This is a genomic window from Parahoeflea alexandrii, from assembly GCF_024105735.1.
GTDB lineage: Bacteria > Pseudomonadota > Alphaproteobacteria > Rhizobiales > Rhizobiaceae > Hoeflea > Hoeflea alexandrii.
In genome coordinates this window covers 1,964,561-1,981,154 of sequence record NZ_JAAAML010000001.1, presented here as the reverse complement: position 1 = coordinate 1,981,154, position 16,594 = coordinate 1,964,561, and the positions used below count along the sequence as shown (strand labels likewise).

Here is a 16,594-nt window from a genome sequence, read left to right as displayed (position 1 = left end):
GTCAGATGCCTATCAACATCACAATGCCCGCCCTGTCGCCGACCATGGAGGAGGGCAACCTCGCCAAATGGCTGGTCAAGGAAGGTGACAAGGTGGGTCCCGGCGATGTGATCGCCGAGATCGAGACCGACAAGGCGACGATGGAAGTTGAAGCTGTCGATGAAGGCACGGTCGCCAAGATCGTCGTCCCGGCCGGCACCGAGGGCGTCAAGGTCAATGCCGTGATCGCCATCCTCGCCGGCGAAGGCGAAAGCACCGATGATGCGGCCAGGGGTAGCGGTGACGCAGCTCCCGCACCCGCGCAAACCCAGCAGGCAGACGCGCCGAAGCAGGAATCCGAAAAACCGGCGCAGGCGTCCGACCCGGCTGCGAGCCTCGACAAGCCAATCCGCGACCAGAATCCTGGCGCACCGTCTCCCGCGCCGACCACACAATCGGGAGAGCGGGTATTCTCCTCGCCGCTGGCCCGCAGGATTGCCAAGGATGCCGGTGTCGACGTGGCGCAGATTTCGGGCTCCGGTCCGCATGGCCGCGTGGTCAAGAAGGACGTCGAGGCAGCTATCGCTTCGGGCACCGGCAAGGCGCCGGCTAAGGAAGCAGCGCCGCAGGCCGCTGCCTCGACTGCGCCGGCCGCCGCAGCACCCAAGGGCATGTCGGACGACGCCGTTCTCAAGAACTTCGCCGAGGGCTCCTACGAGCTCGTCAAGCACGACGGCATGCGCAAGACCATTGCCCGCCGCCTGCAGGAATCCAAGCAGACGATCCCGCATTTCTACGTCACCGTGGATTGCGAACTCGATGCGCTTCTCAAGCTCCGCTCCGAGCTTAACAAGGCGGCTCCGCTCAAGGATGATAAGCCGGCCTACAAGCTCTCGGTCAATGACATGGTGATCAAGGCGCTGGCTCTCGCCCTGCGCGATGTGCCCGATGCCAATGTCTCCTGGACCGACGAGAACATGGTGATCCACAAGCATTCCGATGTCGGCGTCGCCGTCTCCATCCCAGGCGGGCTGATCACGCCGATCATCCGCTCGGCCGAAGAGAAGACCTTGTCGACGATTTCCAACGAAATGAAGGATCTGGGCAAGCGCGCCAAGGACCGCAAGCTCAAGCCCGAGGAATACCAGGGCGGAACCTCGTCGGTTTCCAACATGGGCATGATGGGCGTCAAGGACTTTGCCGCTGTCATCAACCCGCCGCATGCGACCATCCTGGCCGTCGGCGCGGGCGAACAGCGTGCGGTCGTCAAGGACGGTGCGCTGGCGGTGGCAACGGTCATGAGCGTCACGCTCTCGACCGATCATCGCTGTGTGGATGGTGCGCTCGGCGCGGAACTGCTGGCGGCCTTCAAGGGATACATCGAAAGCCCGATGGGGATGCTTGTCTGAACGGTCTGACGACCAACACCTAAGGGGCATGCGCGATGAGTGACCAAGATCGGAACGGAAGCTTTTCCGGAAGCTGGACCTGGATGGCGGTTCTGGCGGTGATCTGCATCGTGGGCGGCTTTCTGGCGCTGCTCAACCCCTTCGGCGCGACCGTCTTCGCGGTTACCCTGGCTGGCTGGGTGTTCCTCATCCAAGGCGTCATCCAGGTGATCCATGCTTTTCGGGTTCGCGACTGGTCGGGCTTCATCTGGTCGCTGGGTATCGGTGTATTGTCGCTGCTGGTCGGCGTTGTGCTGGTCGCAGATCCACTGGCGGGCGCAATTCCGTTGACGCTCTTGGTGGCGGTGCTGTTCCTCGCCACAGGTGTCGCCAAGACCATGTTTGCGCTTGCGTTGCGGCCTGCTTCTGGCTGGGTCTGGGTGCTGGCTTCCGGACTGGTTTCGGTGGTGCTCGGTGTGATGATCCTTGCCGGGCTGCCGGCAACGGCGACAACCATTCTGGGACTGCTGCTGGGCATCGAACTGGTTTCCAATGGTGTCCTGTTCCTGTTTGTTGCTCTGGGGCTTCGCAGACTTGGCAGCTAGCGCGTCGCGATACAGGCTCTATGGCGAGAAGGTGGATTGATGAAGACTGTCCTCTGCTACGGCGACTCGCTCACCTGGGGCTACGATCCGCAAAGCCGTTCGCGGCATGCGCTTAAGGACCGCTGGCCGTCAGCATTGGCCGCTTCCCTGGGTGAGGGCGTGCATGTGGTGGCGGATGGGCTCAATGGCCGTACCACCGTGTTTGACGATTACACCGGCGATTGCGATCGCAACGGAGCCCGCACGCTGCCTACGGCTTTGCATTCTCATGCGCCGCTCGACTTGGTGATCCTCATGCTCGGCTCCAATGACATGAAGCCGGTGGTTGCCGGGACCGCCCATGCCGCATCCAAGGGCATCAGGCGGCTGGTGCAACTGGTACGGCTGCACAACTGGCCGGTCGAGCAGGATGTGCCACAGATCCTCGTTGTCGCGCCGCCAACGCTGGTCGAAACGGCAGACCCGGATTTTGCCGCGATGTTCGAGGGTGGCGTCGAGCAATCGGCGATGCTTGCCTCGTTCTACGCCGATCTGGCAGATGAAATGGGGGCTGGATTTTTCGACGCGAGCTCGGTTGCCCGGTGTTCGTCCATTGACGGCGTGCATCTGGACGCAGACAACACCCGCGCCATCGGGCGCGGGCTGGCACCGGTGGCGCGGCTGCTGTTGGGGCACTAATTGTGAGAAATTGACCAAGGTCAAGGAGAACAAGGACTTCGGGCGGATAGAGTGCAGTCATCAACACACCAACGAGGAGATGATTGATGTCGCACACGCCCCACGAACTGGCGGAGGAGTTTCCCGAGCACGTCGCGAAAATGCATGAGTTGAAACAGGCTGACGCCCATTTCGCCAAACTCTTTGATGCCTATCACGACATCAACCGGGCCGTTCACCGCGCCGAAACCAACATAGAGCCGACGGACGATTTCAACATGGAATCGATGCGCAAGGAGCGCCTGAGGCTCAAGGACGAAATCTACGGGATGCTGGCGGGCTGAGACGGCCGCGACGCGCCCCGTGCAGATGGCGGGGCGGACGTTGGTCCGTCCGCCCTGACATAGAGGAGACGAGGCGTGTCAAACAATTACGACGTGATCATCATCGGTTCCGGCCCCGGCGGCTACATCGCAGCCATCCGTGCCGCCCAGCTCGGCCTCAAGACCGCCGTGGTCGAGCGCGAGCATCTCGCCGGTATCTGCTCGAACTGGGGCTGCATCCCGACAAAAGCACTGCTGCGCTCTGCCGAAGTGCTGCACCTTAGCGAACACGCCAAGAATTATGGCCTGAAACTCGAAGGCACGGTGACGCCGGATCTTCAGGCCATCGTCAAGCGCTCGCGCGGCATTGCCGAGCGGATGAACGGTGGTGTCGGCTTCCTCATGAAGAAGAACAAGGTCGATATCATCTGGGGCGAGGCCAAGCTCACCAAGCCGGGCGAGATCGTGGTCTCCAAGACAACCAAGAAGATCGTCGAGCCGCAGGGACCGATCCCCAAGAACACGCTGGGCGAGGGCACCTACACCGCCAAGCACATCATCGTCGCCACCGGCGCCCGGCCGCGTGCGCTGCCAGGTATCGAGCCGGACGGCAAGCTGATCTGGACCTATTTCGAGGCAATGAAGCCCGAGAAGATGCCGAAATCGCTGCTGGTCATGGGCTCCGGCGCCATCGGCATCGAGTTTGCCTCGTTCTACCGCACCATGGGTGTCGACGTGACCGTGGTCGAGGTGATGAAAACAGTCATGCCGGTCGAGGACGCCGAGATCTCCGCCTTCGCCAAAAAGCAGTTCGACAAGCAGGGAATGAAGATCCTGCTCGAGGCCAAGGTCACCAAGGTCGAAAAGGGCGCTGATTCCGTCACCGCCCATGTCGAACTCAAGGACGGCAAGGTCGAGAAGATCACCGCCGACCGGATGATCTCGGCTGTCGGTGTGCAGGGCAACATCGAGAACATCGGCCTCGAAACGCTCGGCGTGAAGACCGACCGTGGCTGCATCGTCATCGACGGCTACGGCAAGACCAATGTGCCGGGCATCTACGCCATCGGCGATGTCGCCGGCCCGCCGATGCTGGCACACAAGGCCGAGCACGAAGCCGTCATCTGCGTCGAGAAGATTGCCGGCCTGCCCAATGTGCATCCGATGGACAAGCTCAAGATCCCGGGCTGCACCTATTGTAACCCGCAGGTCGCCTCCGTCGGCCTGACCGAGGCGAAGGCAAAAGAGCAGGGCCGCGACATCCGCGTCGGCCGTTTCCCGTTCGTCGCCAACGGCAAGGCGATTGCGCTTGGTGAAGACCAGGGCATGGTCAAGACCATCTTCGACAAGAAGACCGGCGAGTTGCTGGGCGCGCATCTGGTCGGTGCCGAAGTCACCGAGCTGATCCAGGGCTTTGTGGTTGCCATGAACCTCGAAACCACCGAGGAAGACCTGATGCACACCATCTTCCCGCACCCGACCATTTCCGAAACACTGAAGGAAAGCGTGCTCGACGCCTATGGACGGGCGTTGAACGCGTGACGATGAGGGCGCGGCTGCCCAACCTCGTCGTTATACCAGCGCTCGGCGGGGCAGGATTGGGCGCAGTCGCCGGTATCGCCGCCCTCCGCGGGCGCGGTGCGGTGGAATTCGGCACGGTTCAGCTTGAGGGAATGGCCGGAATTGCCGCTGTTTCAGCCATCCTGGCATTGATGGGGCTGATGCTCGGCCTTACATTCTGGTTGATCATGCGTGCGCTGCATGCTGCGGCCAATGGAGACAGGCGGTGATAATGGAATACCAGATGGGATTCATGGCAATGCCGGGCCTGGGCTTTTTCGGCCTGCTGCTGGTCGGCCTGATCGCCGGCTATGTCGCCGAACGGGCTATGAACCGCGACCACGGACTGTTGACCAACATGCTGGTCGGCATCGCCGGCTCCTTTGTCGGCAGCGCGCTCGCCGGTGTGCTCGACATCAACTATTACGGTTTTGCCGGAAACCTGGTCGTCGCCATCCTCGGCGCCATCCTCATCCTCTGGCTCTTCGGCCGCTCGAAGCGCGGCTGAAACACACGAAAGATAAAGGACCGCATCATGGTCACCATTCTCGACGCCACAACACCGGTCGCAAAGCGCGTCCGGCATCCGGAAAAGCAGAACCGGCCCGATACCGAGGTCAAGCGCAAGCCGGAATGGATCCGGGTCAAGGCGCCCACTTCAAAGGGGTATCAGGAAACCCGCTCGATTGTGAAGGAGCACAACCTCGTCACCGTCTGCGAGGAAGCCGGCTGCCCCAATATCGGCGAATGCTGGGACAAGAAGCACGCCACCTTCATGATCATGGGCGAGATCTGCACCCGCGCCTGCGCCTTCTGCAACGTCATCACCGGCAAACCGAACGCGCTGGATATGAACGAGCCGGAAAACGTCGCCAAGGCGGTTCGCGAGATGGGGTTGATGCACGTTGTCATCACCTCGGTCGACCGCGACGACCTCGATGACGGCGGTGCCGAGCACTTCGAGAAGGTGATCTGGGCTATCCGTGCCGCGTCGCCGGAAACCACCATCGAAATCCTGACGCCCGATTTCCTGCGCAAGCCTGGCGCGCTCGAACGCGTCGTTGCGGCCAAGCCCGACGTCTTCAACCACAATCTTGAGACCGTGCCCGGCAACTATCTCACCGTCCGTCCCGGCGCGCGCTATTTCCATTCGCTGAGGCTTCTGCAGCGGGTCAAGGAGCTCGACCCGACCATGTTCACAAAGTCCGGCATCATGGTCGGCCTGGGTGAAGAGCGTAACGAAGTGCTGCAACTGATGGACGATCTGCGCTCCGCCGACGTCGATTTCATGACAATCGGGCAGTACCTGCAGCCGACGCGCAAGCACCACGAGGTCATGAGCTACATTACCCCCGAGGAATTCAGGAGCTACGAGAAGATCGCCTACACCAAGGGCTTCCTGATGGTCTCTTCAAGCCCGCTGACACGTTCGTCGCACCACGCCGGCGATGATTTCGCCCGGCTCAAGGCCAACCGGGATGCGCGCATGGCAGCTGCGGACACCCACAACTGATACCATGCCAACCTACAAAACCTCCCGCCCTGTCCCTCATTCACCGCGCCAGATGTTCGATCTGGTGGCCGATGTCGAGCAGTATCCCGAGTTCCTGCCGCTGTGTGAGGCGCTCACCGTCCGGTCGCGCAAGGAGCGTGACGGCAAGACGCTTCTGATCGCCGACATGACGGTGGGCTACAAGGCAATCCGCGAGACGTTCACCAGCCAGGTGCTGCTCAAGGCCGAGGAATTGGCGATCGACGTCAAGTATCTCGACGGCCCGTTCAAGTACCTCACCAATGAATGGCGTTTCGAGCCGCGCGACAACGGCGGCTGCGAAGTCTGCTTCTTCATTGATTACGAGTTCAAGAGCAGGATGCTGGGCGCCCTGATGGGGTCAATGTTCGATCGCGCCTTCCGCATGTTCGCCGAGGCCTTCGAAAAACGGGCCCGCGAGATCTATGGAGAAGTCGGGGTGTCCTGAGGACGCCGAGCGAGGGCGGCGCGGCCCAGCAAGGCTTCGAGTGCCGCGCGGACCGTGGCGGCGCGGATCATGTCCCGGCTCCACTCCGGGTTCCAGCGCAATTCGACGGCGCTGGTCAGATCACCCGGGCCTGACAATCCCATCCACACCAGTCCGACAGGTTTTTGCGGCGAGCCGCCGCCGGGGCCGGCAACGCCGGTCACCGAGACCGCGAAATCCGCCCGCGATTTGCGCCGGGCGCCAAGCACCATTTCGGTTGCCACCTGCGCCGAGACCGCACCGAAGGCTGCGAGTGTGGTTTCGCGGACGCCCAGCATGTCCTGCTTGGCCTCGTTCGAGTAGGTGACGAACCCCCGGTCGAACACCGTCGAAGAACCGGCAATGTCGGTGATTGCGCCGGCAATCAATCCGCCGGTACAGGATTCCGCCGTCGCCACCATCGCCTTGTTCTCCGGGAAGGTATCGATGATCTGCTGCGCCAGGTTGCGGCATTCCATGCGTAGCTCGTCCAGTTCTTCTGGCGTGTTCATGTCCGCTCCCCAAAAACCACGGTGGCTGTGGCGATCGCGGCGATGCCTTCCCGGCGGCCGATGAAGCCGATCATCTCGTTGGTGGTCGCCTTCACCGAGCAGCGCTCAAGCGAAATGCCGAGAATGCGGGCTAGTGCCTGTCGCATCTCGAGCCGGTGCGGACCGATCTTCGGGGCTTCGGCGATCAGGGAAACATCCGCATTCATGATCACGCCGCCGGCCTCGCGGACGATGCTTGCCGCGTGCGCGAGAAAGATCTCCGAGGCCGCGCCGCGCCATTGCGGATCCGATGGCGGAAAATGATCGCCGATATCGCCCGCGCCGCAGGTCGCCAGCAAGGCATCGGTCAGCGCATGCAGCCCCACATCTGCGTCGGAATGGCCGTCGAGGCGTTGATCATGCGGGATTTCCACGCCGCACAACGTCACGAAAGCGCCCGGAACCAGCCGGTGCACGTCATAGCCATTGCCGGTACGCACATCTGGCAGGGAGGGAAGTGCGCTCGTTTCGGTGACCATGTCAGTTTTCTCCGGCGTATGGGGCGGTGGCGGATGCTTGCGTTGTCTCGTGTTTAGGGCTTGCGTTAACCGGAAAAAAGATCTTTTGCATTTTTCTCGACTGGCGAGTGAATTCGCCTTGGCAATCCCGGCATATTTGTCTAAAAAAGCGGCAACAAAGAAAGTTGCACTGTACGCATGCAAAATAGTCAGCCTACACTCAGCCAGCCACTTGAGATCGGGCCGGTGACCGCCAGGAACCGCGTGTTTCTGGCGCCGTTGTCCGGTATTTCCGACCTGCCATTCAGGCAATTGGCCTGGCGGCACGGGGCAGGACTGGTCTTCACCGAGATGGTGGCGAGCCGGGAACTGGTGACCGACAACCGCGAATCGCTCGCCCGGCTGCGTGGCGATGGTATCGATCCTCATGTGGTGCAGCTCGCAGGCCGCGAAGCCCGCTGGATGGCCGAAGCCGCAAGGATTGCCGAAGCCAGCGGTGCAGCGATGATCGACATCAACATGGGGTGCCCCGCCAAAAAGGTGACGGGCGGCTATTCGGGATCGGCGCTGATGCGCGATCCCGATCACGCGCTCGGGTTGATAGAAGCCACGGTGAACGCGGTCTCGGTGCCCGTGACCCTCAAGATGCGGCTCGGTTGGGATCACGACAACCTCAATGCGCCGTTGATCGCCGCCCGGGCTGAAGCAGCCGGCGTGAAAATGATCACCATTCATGGTCGCACCCGCATGCAGTTTTACAAGGGCTCTGCCGATTGGGATGCCATCGCCCGCGTCCGTGAGGCGGTTGCTGTCCCGTTGATCGCCAATGGCGATGTGACCTCACGCGCCGATATCGATGAGTGCCTGCGCCGCTCCGGCGCCGATGCGGTGATGGTCGGACGCGCCGCGCAGGGCCAGCCGTGGATTTGCGGCGAACTCGCCGGATCGGCCGACGTTCCTGTGGATCGTGCGGCACGCAATGCCGTGGCTCTTGAGCATTACGGAATGATGATCAGCCATTACGGCGAAGATGTCGGGGTCCGCCACGCCCGCAAGCATATCGGCTGGTATCTGGAAACACTGGCGCCACAAACGCCGGCTTCGCGGAAGGTCAGGCTGATGACGTCCGATAGCGCCGATGAGGTTCAGGGGATCTTCGCCGAGGTGCTCGATGCCGCAGTCAGTTCACCCTCGCTGATGGAGAGTGCCGCGTGAGTGAAAAGCTTGCCGATCAGGTTGCCACGATTGAAGCGGACACCGCCAGCATGGTGCTCAACGCCATTCAGCACCCGGTGATCATGGTTGACGCCAACAGCGTTGTCTGTTTCGCCAATTGGGAGGCTGAATCCTTCTTTGCAGCCAGCGCCGCTCATCTCGGCCGGCACAAGCTCGACGCGTTTATCCCGTTTGGAAGCCCGCTGCTCGAACTCATCGAACAGGTGCGCGAGCGCCGTGCGGCGGTCAACGAATACCGGGTCGATCTCAGTTCACCCCGCCTTGGCAGCGACAAGCTGGTCGATCTTTATGTCGCGCCGGTCGCGGGCCTGCCCGGAAATGTCGTGGTGGTCTTCCAGGAACGTTCGATGGCGGACAAGATCGACCGCCAGCTCACCCATCGTGCCGCCGCACGCTCGGTGACTGGTCTTGCGTCGATGCTGGCGCACGAGATCAAGAACCCGCTGTCGGGCATTCGCGGCGCAGCCCAGCTGCTCGAAATGTCGGTGGGTGACGAGGACCGCGCGCTGGCCCGGCTGATCCGCGACGAGACCGACCGTATCGTCTCGCTTGTTGATCGCATGGAGATTTTCTCCGACGAGCGTCCGGTCGACCGGGTTCCGGTGAACATCCATTCCGTGCTTGATCACGTCAAGGCGGTTGCCAAGGCGGGGTTTGCCCGCAAGATCAGGTTCGTCGAGCTCTACGATCCGTCGCTGCCTTCGGTCTATGCCAATCGCGACCAGCTGGTTCAGGTCTTCCTCAACCTGGTCAAGAACGCCGCCGAAGCCATCGGCGAGGATCCTGAGGGTGAGATCGTCCTGACCACGGCCTATCGTCCGGGGATCAAGCTGTCCGTGGCGGGAACTCGCGAAAAAGTCTCGTTGCCGCTCGAATTCTGCGTTCAGGACAATGGCCCCGGCGTACCGGCCGACCTGGTCTCGCACCTGTTTGACCCGTTCATCACCACCAAGACCAACGGATCCGGACTGGGACTTGCCCTGGTCGCGAAAATTGTTGGCGGACATGGCGGCATCGTCGAATGCGACAGCCAGGGCCGCAAGACCACCTTCCGCATACTGATGCCGGTTTCGCCCGACGGCCGGCCACCAAAGCCGTTGTCTTCTGCCGAGGGCAGCGTGCCCGGAGAAAAGGACTGAACCGATGGGCAAAGCGACCATTCTTGTAGCAGACGATGACGCGGCCATCCGCACCGTTCTCAACCAGGCACTGACCCGCGCAGGCTACGATGTGCGCATTACCTCCAATGCTGCGACGCTGTGGCGCTGGGTGTCTGCCGGCGATGGCGATCTCGTCATCACCGATGTGGTGATGCCCGATGAGAACGCCTTCGACATGCTGCCGCGCATCCGCCGCGCCCGCCCGGATCTGCCGGTGCTGGTGATGAGCGCGCAAAACACCTTTATGACAGCGATCAAGGCGTCGGAAGGCGGCGCCTATGATTACCTGCCCAAACCGTTCGACCTGACCGAGATGATCGGCACCATCGGCCGGGCGCTGTCAGAGCCGCGCAAGCTGGCAGCCCAGCCCGAGGAAACCACCGAGGGCATGCCGCTGGTCGGCCGTTCGGCCGCCATGCAGGAAATCTACCGGGTTCTGGCCCGGTTGATGCAGACAGATCTGACGCTGATGATCACCGGTGAATCCGGTACCGGCAAGGAACTGGTTGCGCGCGCGTTGCATGACTATGGCAAGCGCCGCAACGGCCCGTTCGTTGCCATCAACATGGCGGCCATCCCGCGCGACCTGATCGAATCGGAGCTGTTCGGACATGAGAAGGGCGCCTTTACCGGTGCCCAGAACAAGTCCACCGGCCGTTTCGAGCAGGCGGAAGGCGGTACCCTTTTCCTTGACGAGATCGGCGACATGCCGATGGATGCGCAAACAAGGCTTCTGCGCGTGCTGCAGCAGGGGGAATACACCACCGTTGGCGGTCGCACGCCGATCAAGACCGATGTGCGGATCGTCGCTGCCACCAACAAGGACCTCAAGATCCTGATCAACCAGGGCCTTTTCCGTGAGGATCTTTACTATCGTCTCAACGTTGTTCCCCTGCGGCTCCCCGCTCTGAGGGACCGGGCCGAGGATGTGCCGGATCTCGTCCGTCATTTCGTCCGCCATGCGGTTGGCGAAGGGCTCGACGCAAAGCGGTTCGACGGCGAAGCCTTGGAATTGCTCAAGGCTTACCCCTGGCCTGGCAACGTGCGTGAACTCGAAAACGTCGTCCGCCGCGTCATGGCACTCTACCCGCAGGACGTGATCACCCGCGAAATTATCGACAATGAGCTCCGTATCGAATCGCCTGAACCGGCCTCGCCGCAAGGGTCGACTTCAATGGGCCCGGCAACAATCGCCCAGTCGGTGGAAGAAAACATGCGCCGGTATTTCGCCGGGTTCGGCGAGGATCTGCCACCTTCCGGCTTGTACCAGCGCGTGCTGGAGGAGGTAGAGTATCCGCTGATTCTTGCCGCGCTGACCGCGACGCGAGGCAACCAGATCAAGGCCGCTGATCTGCTCGGCCTCAACCGCAACACGCTGCGCAAGAAAATCCGCGAACTCGGCGTCACGGTCTACCGCTCTCCGCGCCCGGTCTGATTTTCCCGATCGCCACCGGCACCGCTTGACACGCCTTGCCCTGAAGTTGCATTTTCGCCACATTCTGTTGCTTGTTCGCAACGGTTGGGTTCGAGCGCAATTGGGATGGCACGCAACACATGGCAATCGACACCGCGACCGGACCGGCCGATGCCGGCATGGCCCACAGCAAGCGCGATGCCGCCGGTTCATCGATGGACCCGGCAAGCCCGGATGGTCAGGCCGGTGAAGGTCAGGCACCGGGACGGCGCAACCTGTTCACGCTTCCCGGGATCGCACTCGTCGTCTCGGCATTCCTGAGTGCCCTTGTTTCCTTTGCGATCCTTCTCGGACTGACCCCGATCGAGCCGGTGGACCAGGTGGTTCTCGCCGCCGTGGTGATCAACCTTGTCTTCGTCATCGGCCTTGTAACGCTGGTGTTCCTCGAAATCCGATCGCTGCTCAGGGCGCGACGCAGGGGCAAGGCCGCAGCCAAACTGCACATCCGCGTGGTCGGCCTGTTCTCGATCGTGGCGATCCTGCCCGCCATTCTGGTCGCCATAGTCGCTTCGATTACCCTTGATGTCGGGCTCGACCGCTGGTTTTCGATCCGTACCAAATCCATCGTCAATTCGTCGCTCTCGGTGGCGCAGGCCTATGTGCTGGAAAATGCGCGCTTCCTGCAGGGCCAGACGGTGTCGATGGCCAATGATCTCGACAACGCCCGCTCGCTCTATTCACTCGACCGGGTGGGCTTCACCCAGTTCATGACGCGGCAGGCAACTGGACGCGGTCTCTTGGGGGCGTTTCTGGTTCGTCAGGACGGCAGTGTCATCGTTCAGGCCGATATTGAAACCGAGCGGCCGCTTCCGGCCGTGCCCGAACAGGCTCTCAGGGATGCGGTCAAGGGGCAGCCGACGCTGATTCCACCCGGCGTGACCAATCTGGTCGGCGCCTTGATGCCGCTGCAGCAGATCAGCGGTGCATTGCTCTACACCGTGCGCGTTGTCGATCCCGAGGTGATGCGGTCGATGCGGCTGATGGAAGAGGCAACGCAGGAGTATCAGACCCTGGAGGAGGGCAGAACATCGCTGCAGCTCGCCTTCGGCATTCTTTACCTGGGTTTTGCCCTTATCGTGCTGCTGTCGGCAATCTGGACCGCGATCGCAGTGGCTGATCGACTGGTGCGACCGATCCGCGTGCTGATCGGCGCCTCCGACGATGTCGCAAGCGGCAATCTCGATGTGGTCGTGCCGGTGCACGCCTCCGATGGCGATGTCGGGTCGCTGGCGCAGACCTTCAACAACATGATCGTGCAGATCCGCACCCAGCGCGACGAGATCCTGTCGGCCAAGGACCAGATCGACGACCGCAGGCGCTTTACCGAAGCGGTGTTGTCGGGTGTGTCCGCCGGTGTCGTCGGGGTCGATCACAATGGCGCGGTCACCATCGCCAACCGCTCGGCCTGCGAGATCCTTGGCGGCGGCGAAGCCGAGGTCATAGACCATCATTTCACCCAGTTGGCGCCGGAGTTCGAAACCGTCATGGCTGAGGCCTCGATGCGACCGCGAACCGCTGCCATCGCTCAGGTCACGCTGAACCGGGCAGGCAAGGAGCGGACACTCAACGTCAAGGTGACCCGTGAGGAAAGCCATGACGGGCTTGAATCCTTTGTCGTTACCCTTGACGACATTACTGACCTGGTGATTGCCCAGCGCTCGACGGCCTGGGCCGATGTCGCCCGGCGGATTGCGCACGAGATCAAGAATCCACTGACGCCGATTCAGCTTTCGGCAGAGAGAATTCGTCGCCGCTACGGCAAGCAGATCCCCGACGAAGACCGCGCCGTCTTCGACCAATGCACCAACACGATTGTCCGCCAGGTTGAGGATATCGGCCGGATGGTGGACGAGTTCTCGTCCTTTGCACGCATGCCCAAGCCGTCGAAAGTACGCACGGACCTGCGCGACATCCTCAAGGACGCGGCGTTCCTGCGCGAGGTCAGCCGCTCCGACATCGATTTCAGCAATGAATTTCCGGACTTTCCGCTCGAAGGCGAGTTCGACCCGCGCATGCTGGGTCAGGCCTTCGGCAATCTCGTCAAGAACGCCACCGAAGCAATCGACGCCGTTCCGTCCGATCAGGAGCGCTCGGGCAAGATCATCATCTTGCGGGCGTCGCTGTCTCCGGATGAACGCGAATACGTGATTGACATCATCGACAATGGCCGGGGTCTGCCAGGTGAAAACCGCCACAGGCTGCTTGAGCCCTACATGACCATGCGCGACAAGGGCACCGGCCTCGGCCTCGCCATCGTCAAGAAGATCATTGATGATCATGGCGGTACGATCCAGTTGCGCGACGCACCGGCCGATGTCGACGAGGGCAGGGGTGCGATGATAACGGTCCGCTTACCGGTGGACGCGCAAATCAGCGAAGAACAAGAAGAAAACGAAAGGGAGCCGGCAGATGGCGTCTGACATTCTGGTCGTTGATGACGAAGCCGACATACGCGATATCGTATCCGGCATTCTGGATGATGAAGGTCACGAAACCCGCACGGCAGCGGACAGCGATTCCGCACTGGCCGCGATTTCCGACCGTGTTCCGCGGCTGATCTTTCTCGACATCTGGCTGCAGGGCAGCCGGCTCGATGGGCTGGCGCTGCTTGACGAGATCAAGGCCCGCTATCCCGATCTTCCGGTGGTGATGATTTCCGGCCATGGCAACATCGAAACCGCGGTGTCCGCCATCCAGCGCGGCGCCTATGATTTCATCGAGAAACCGTTCAAGGCCGACCGCCTGCTGCTTGTCGCCGAGCGCGCGCTCGAGACCTCGAACCTCAAGCGGGAGGTCACCGAGCTCAAGAAGCGCTCCGGTGATCCGGTCGAGCTGATTGGAACTTCTGTCTCCGTCTCCCAGCTCAAGCAGTCGATCGACAAGATTGCTCCCACCAACAGCCGGGTGATGATTCTCGGCCCTTCCGGCTCCGGCAAGGAACTGGTCGCGCGGTTGATCCATCGCAAGTCGTCGCGCGCCGGCGGGCCGTTCGTGGTGCTCAATGCGGCGGCGATTACGCCCGAACGCATGGAAGTCGCGCTGTTCGGCACCGAAAGCGCTGCAAGCCACGAGCGCAAGATCGGTGCTCTGGAGGAAGCCCATGGCGGCATTCTCTATCTTGATGAAGTGGCCGACATGCCGCGCGGCACCCAGAGCAAGATCCTGCGGGTGCTGGTCGACCAGCAGTTCGAACGGGTAGGCGGCACCAAGCGGGTCAAGGTGGATGTACGCATCCTGTCCTCGACCGCGCGCAATCTCGAGGAACTGATTGCCGCAGGTGAATTCCGCGAGGATCTCTACCATCGGCTGGCCGTGGTGCCCGTGCGCGTGCCCTCGCTCAGTGAGCGGCGAGAGGACATTCCGTTTTTGGTCGATACCTTCATGCGCCAGATTTCCGAGCAGGCAGGCATCCGCAATCGCCGCATTGGCGACGATGCGCTGGCGGTGATCCAGGCCCATACCTGGCCGGGCAATATCCGGCAGTTGCGCAACTATATGGAAAGATTGATGATCCTGGCCCGTTCCGATGGTCCCGAGACCGTCATCAGCGCAGACATGTTGCCAGACGATGTCTCCGACATGCTGCCCAAGGCATCGGCTGCCGGTTCGAACCACATCATGACGCTTCCCCTGCGGGAAGCCCGCGAACTGTTCGAGCGTGATTATCTGATCGCTCAGATCAACCGCTTTGGCGGCAATATCTCGCGGACAGCGGAATTTGTGGGGATGGAGCGGTCCGCCCTGCATCGCAAATTGAAATCGCTTGGCGTATAAGCGGCACGAAGCGGTTCAGGCCGTATCATGTCAATGACGCTATAGGGGTCGACAATGAAGGTCATCATCTGCGGTGCGGGACGGGTCGGTTACGGCATTGCCGAACGGCTGGCATCCGAGGACAACGATGTCTCTGTTATCGACACGTCGGCCACGCTGGTCCAGGCCATCCGCGACACGCTCGATGTCCGCAGCTATGTCGGTCACGGCGCTCATCCCGACGTGCTCGCCCAGGCCGGCGCCGACCAGGCCGACATGATCATTGCGGTCACGCTCTATGACGAGATCAACATGGTGGCCTGCCAGGTCGCCCACTCGATCTTTAACGTGCCCACCAAGATTGCCCGTATTCGCGCCCAATCCTACCTCAAGTCGCATTGGGCTGATCTTTTTTCGCGCGACCACATGCCCATCGACGTCATCATCTCTCCGGAAGTCGAGGTCGGTCAGATGGTGCTGCGCCGTATTGCGCTGCCGGGCGCCACAGACGCGGTCCGATTTGCCGACGACAAGGTGGCGATGGTGGCCATCGAGTGTCTGGAAGATTGCCCGGTGGTCAACACCCCGCTGGTGCAGCTCAGTGAGCTGTTTCCCGACCTGATGGCGACCGTCGTGGGCGTCTGGCGCAATGAGCGGCTGTTCGTACCGCATTCCACCGACCAGCTCGAAACCGGCGATCTGGCCTATGTCGTGTGTGACCGTGACCATGTCCGCCGCACGCTTGGCCTTTTCGGCCACGAGGAGCAGGAGGCGGGTCGCATCGTCATCTCCGGCGGCGGCAACATCGGCTACTACGTCGCTGCCGCCATCGAGGAACGCCAGCCCAAGACCAAGGTCAAGATCATCGAGGCCGACCGGGGCAGGGCTGTCTCGATCGCCGATTCCCTGTCCCGCACGGTTGTGCTGAACGGCTCGTCGCTGGATCAGAACATTCTGGTCGAGGCAGATATCCAGAATGCCGACCTGATGGTGGCGCTGACCAATGATGATCAGGTCAACATCCTGTCTTCGGTGATGGCCAAGCGGCTTGGCTGCAAGGCCAACCTGGCGCTGATCAACAACCCCTCCTACCAGACCTTCACCAAGACCCTTGGCATCGACGCCCATATCAATCCGCGCGCGGTTACCATTTCGCGGATTCTCCAGCATGTCCGCCGCGGCCGTATCCGGGCGGTCTACTCGGTGCAGAAGGGGGCCGCCGAGGTGATCGAGGCCGAAGCGCTGGAAACCTCTCCGCTTGTCGGCAAGCCGCTGCGCAGTCTCGATCTGCCCGACGGCGTCCGGATCGGGGCGATCTATCGCGACAAGCAGGTCCTGCGCCCGAACGGGTCCTTAAAGATCAAGGCGAAGGACCGGGTGGTAATGTTCGCCGCACTCGAATCCGTGCGGCATGTGGAGCAGATGTTCCGCGTAAGCCTCGAGTTCTTCTGAG

General features: G+C 61.8%; 16 protein-coding genes and 1 pseudogene. 15 read left to right on the top strand and 2 right to left on the bottom strand.

The annotated features are described in order from the left end of the window. Nucleotides 1-5 precede the first annotated feature (5 nt). The 9 genes from GTW23_RS09245 (at nt 6) to GTW23_RS09205 (ending at nt 6,491) form a co-directional block, all read left to right on the top strand. Entirely contained in the window at nt 6-1,388 is a 1,383-nt protein-coding gene (locus GTW23_RS09245) for a pyruvate dehydrogenase complex dihydrolipoamide acetyltransferase (protein WP_252915482.1), read from the top strand. Between the two features lie 35 nt (nt 1,389-1,423). Further along, the gene (locus tag GTW23_RS09240) at nt 1,424-1,972 is read left to right on the top strand and encodes an HdeD family acid-resistance protein (protein WP_252915481.1); all 549 of its coding nucleotides are present in this window, start codon (nt 1,424-1,426) and stop codon (nt 1,970-1,972) included. A gap of 39 nt (nt 1,973-2,011) precedes the next feature. Then, nucleotides 2,012-2,650: an SGNH/GDSL hydrolase family protein gene (locus GTW23_RS09235; protein WP_252915480.1), complete on the top strand. Its 639-nt coding sequence runs from the start codon at nt 2,012-2,014 to the stop codon at nt 2,648-2,650. A gap of 86 nt (nt 2,651-2,736) precedes the next feature. Next, on the top strand, nt 2,737-2,973 hold the full coding sequence (locus tag GTW23_RS09230) for an HP1242/YdcH family protein (RefSeq protein ID WP_152008841.1): 237 nt from the start codon (nt 2,737-2,739) through the stop codon (nt 2,971-2,973). Between the two features lie 75 nt (nt 2,974-3,048). Continuing rightward, a complete protein-coding gene (lpdA, locus tag GTW23_RS09225; RefSeq protein ID WP_252915479.1) occupies nt 3,049-4,494 on the top strand; it encodes a dihydrolipoyl dehydrogenase in 1,446 nt (481 codons plus the stop codon). Beyond that, nucleotides 4,491-4,742 carry a hypothetical protein gene (locus GTW23_RS09220; protein WP_252915478.1) on the top strand — a complete coding sequence of 84 codons (252 nt, stop codon included), beginning with the start codon at nt 4,491-4,493 and terminating at the stop codon, nt 4,740-4,742. The genes lpdA and GTW23_RS09220 overlap by 4 nt, the downstream gene beginning before the upstream one ends. A 2-nt stretch (nt 4,743-4,744) precedes the next feature. Then, the gene (locus GTW23_RS09215) at nt 4,745-5,020 is read left to right on the top strand and encodes a GlsB/YeaQ/YmgE family stress response membrane protein (protein WP_382263665.1); all 276 of its coding nucleotides are present in this window, start codon (nt 4,745-4,747) and stop codon (nt 5,018-5,020) included. A 27-nt stretch (nt 5,021-5,047) separates the two neighbouring features. Continuing rightward, entirely contained in the window at nt 5,048-6,025 is a 978-nt protein-coding gene (gene lipA, locus GTW23_RS09210; protein ID WP_252915476.1) for a lipoyl synthase, read from the top strand. A 4-nt stretch (nt 6,026-6,029) separates the two neighbouring features. After that, nucleotides 6,030-6,491, top strand: a complete 462-nt coding sequence (locus GTW23_RS09205) for a type II toxin-antitoxin system RatA family toxin (RefSeq protein WP_252915475.1) — start codon at nt 6,030-6,032, stop codon at nt 6,489-6,491. Here GTW23_RS09205 and GTW23_RS09200 read toward each other — a convergent pair. After that, nucleotides 6,467-7,021 carry a CinA family protein gene (locus GTW23_RS09200; RefSeq protein ID WP_382263668.1) on the bottom strand — a complete coding sequence of 185 codons (555 nt, stop codon included), beginning with the start codon at nt 7,019-7,021 and terminating at the stop codon, nt 6,467-6,469. The genes GTW23_RS09205 and GTW23_RS09200 overlap by 25 nt on opposite strands. Then, nucleotides 7,018-7,515, bottom strand: a pseudogene (ispF, locus tag GTW23_RS09195) (2-C-methyl-D-erythritol 2,4-cyclodiphosphate synthase); the annotation flags it as partial. The pseudogene ispF and the gene GTW23_RS09200, both read right to left, overlap by 4 nt. Nucleotides 7,516-7,716: 201 nt before the next feature. Here ispF and dusB point away from each other — a divergent pair. The 6 genes from dusB to trkA all read left to right on the top strand — a co-directional run bounded on the left by dusB (nt 7,717) and on the right by trkA (nt 16,593). Further along, nucleotides 7,717-8,733, top strand: a complete 1,017-nt coding sequence (gene dusB / locus GTW23_RS09190) for a tRNA dihydrouridine synthase DusB (protein WP_252915474.1) — start codon at nt 7,717-7,719, stop codon at nt 8,731-8,733. A 50-nt stretch (nt 8,734-8,783) separates the two neighbouring features. Beyond that, nucleotides 8,784-9,893, top strand: coding sequence for a two-component system sensor histidine kinase NtrB (locus GTW23_RS09185; protein ID WP_152011524.1), 1,110 nt, complete (start codon nt 8,784-8,786; stop codon nt 9,891-9,893). Nucleotides 9,894-9,897: 4 nt separating this feature from the next. Then, on the top strand, nt 9,898-11,349 hold the full coding sequence (gene ntrC, locus GTW23_RS09180) for a nitrogen regulation protein NR(I) (protein ID WP_152008833.1): 1,452 nt from the start codon (nt 9,898-9,900) through the stop codon (nt 11,347-11,349). 194 nt (nt 11,350-11,543) lie between these two features. After that, nucleotides 11,544-13,808 carry a sensor histidine kinase NtrY-like gene (locus tag GTW23_RS09175; protein WP_252915597.1) on the top strand — a complete coding sequence of 755 codons (2,265 nt, stop codon included), beginning with the start codon at nt 11,544-11,546 and terminating at the stop codon, nt 13,806-13,808. Continuing rightward, nucleotides 13,798-15,162: a nitrogen assimilation response regulator NtrX gene (gene ntrX / locus GTW23_RS09170; RefSeq protein WP_152008832.1), complete on the top strand. Its 1,365-nt coding sequence runs from the start codon at nt 13,798-13,800 to the stop codon at nt 15,160-15,162. The genes GTW23_RS09175 and ntrX overlap by 11 nt, the downstream gene beginning before the upstream one ends. 54 nt (nt 15,163-15,216) lie before the next feature. After that, entirely contained in the window at nt 15,217-16,593 is a 1,377-nt protein-coding gene (trkA, locus tag GTW23_RS09165; RefSeq protein ID WP_152008831.1) for a Trk system potassium transporter TrkA, read from the top strand. Nucleotide 16,594: the final 1 nt, after the last annotated feature.

Coding starts and splice junctions, on each gene's coding strand:
- GTW23_RS09235 (WP_252915480.1), top strand. CDS start 2,012: ATGAAGACTGTCCTCTGCTACGGCGACTCGCTCACCTGGGGCTACGAT.
- GTW23_RS09230 (WP_152008841.1), top strand. CDS start 2,737: ATGTCGCACACGCCCCACGAACTGGCGGAGGAGTTTCCCGAGCACGTC.
- lipA (WP_252915476.1), top strand. CDS start 5,048: ATGGTCACCATTCTCGACGCCACAACACCGGTCGCAAAGCGCGTCCGG.
- GTW23_RS09215 (WP_382263665.1), top strand. CDS start 4,745: ATGGAATACCAGATGGGATTCATGGCAATGCCGGGCCTGGGCTTTTTC.
- ntrC (WP_152008833.1), top strand. CDS start 9,898: ATGGGCAAAGCGACCATTCTTGTAGCAGACGATGACGCGGCCATCCGC.
- GTW23_RS09205 (WP_252915475.1), top strand. CDS start 6,030: ATGCCAACCTACAAAACCTCCCGCCCTGTCCCTCATTCACCGCGCCAG.
- GTW23_RS09200 (WP_382263668.1), bottom strand. CDS start 7,021: ATGAACACGCCAGAAGAACTGGACGAGCTACGCATGGAATGCCGCAAC.
- GTW23_RS09240 (WP_252915481.1), top strand. CDS start 1,424: ATGAGTGACCAAGATCGGAACGGAAGCTTTTCCGGAAGCTGGACCTGG.
- ntrX (WP_152008832.1), top strand. CDS start 13,798: ATGGCGTCTGACATTCTGGTCGTTGATGACGAAGCCGACATACGCGAT.
- GTW23_RS09175 (WP_252915597.1), top strand. CDS start 11,544: ATGGACCCGGCAAGCCCGGATGGTCAGGCCGGTGAAGGTCAGGCACCG.
- GTW23_RS09245 (WP_252915482.1), top strand. CDS start 6: ATGCCTATCAACATCACAATGCCCGCCCTGTCGCCGACCATGGAGGAG.
- dusB (WP_252915474.1), top strand. CDS start 7,717: ATGCAAAATAGTCAGCCTACACTCAGCCAGCCACTTGAGATCGGGCCG.
- trkA (WP_152008831.1), top strand. CDS start 15,217: ATGAAGGTCATCATCTGCGGTGCGGGACGGGTCGGTTACGGCATTGCC.
- GTW23_RS09185 (WP_152011524.1), top strand. CDS start 8,784: ATGGTGCTCAACGCCATTCAGCACCCGGTGATCATGGTTGACGCCAAC.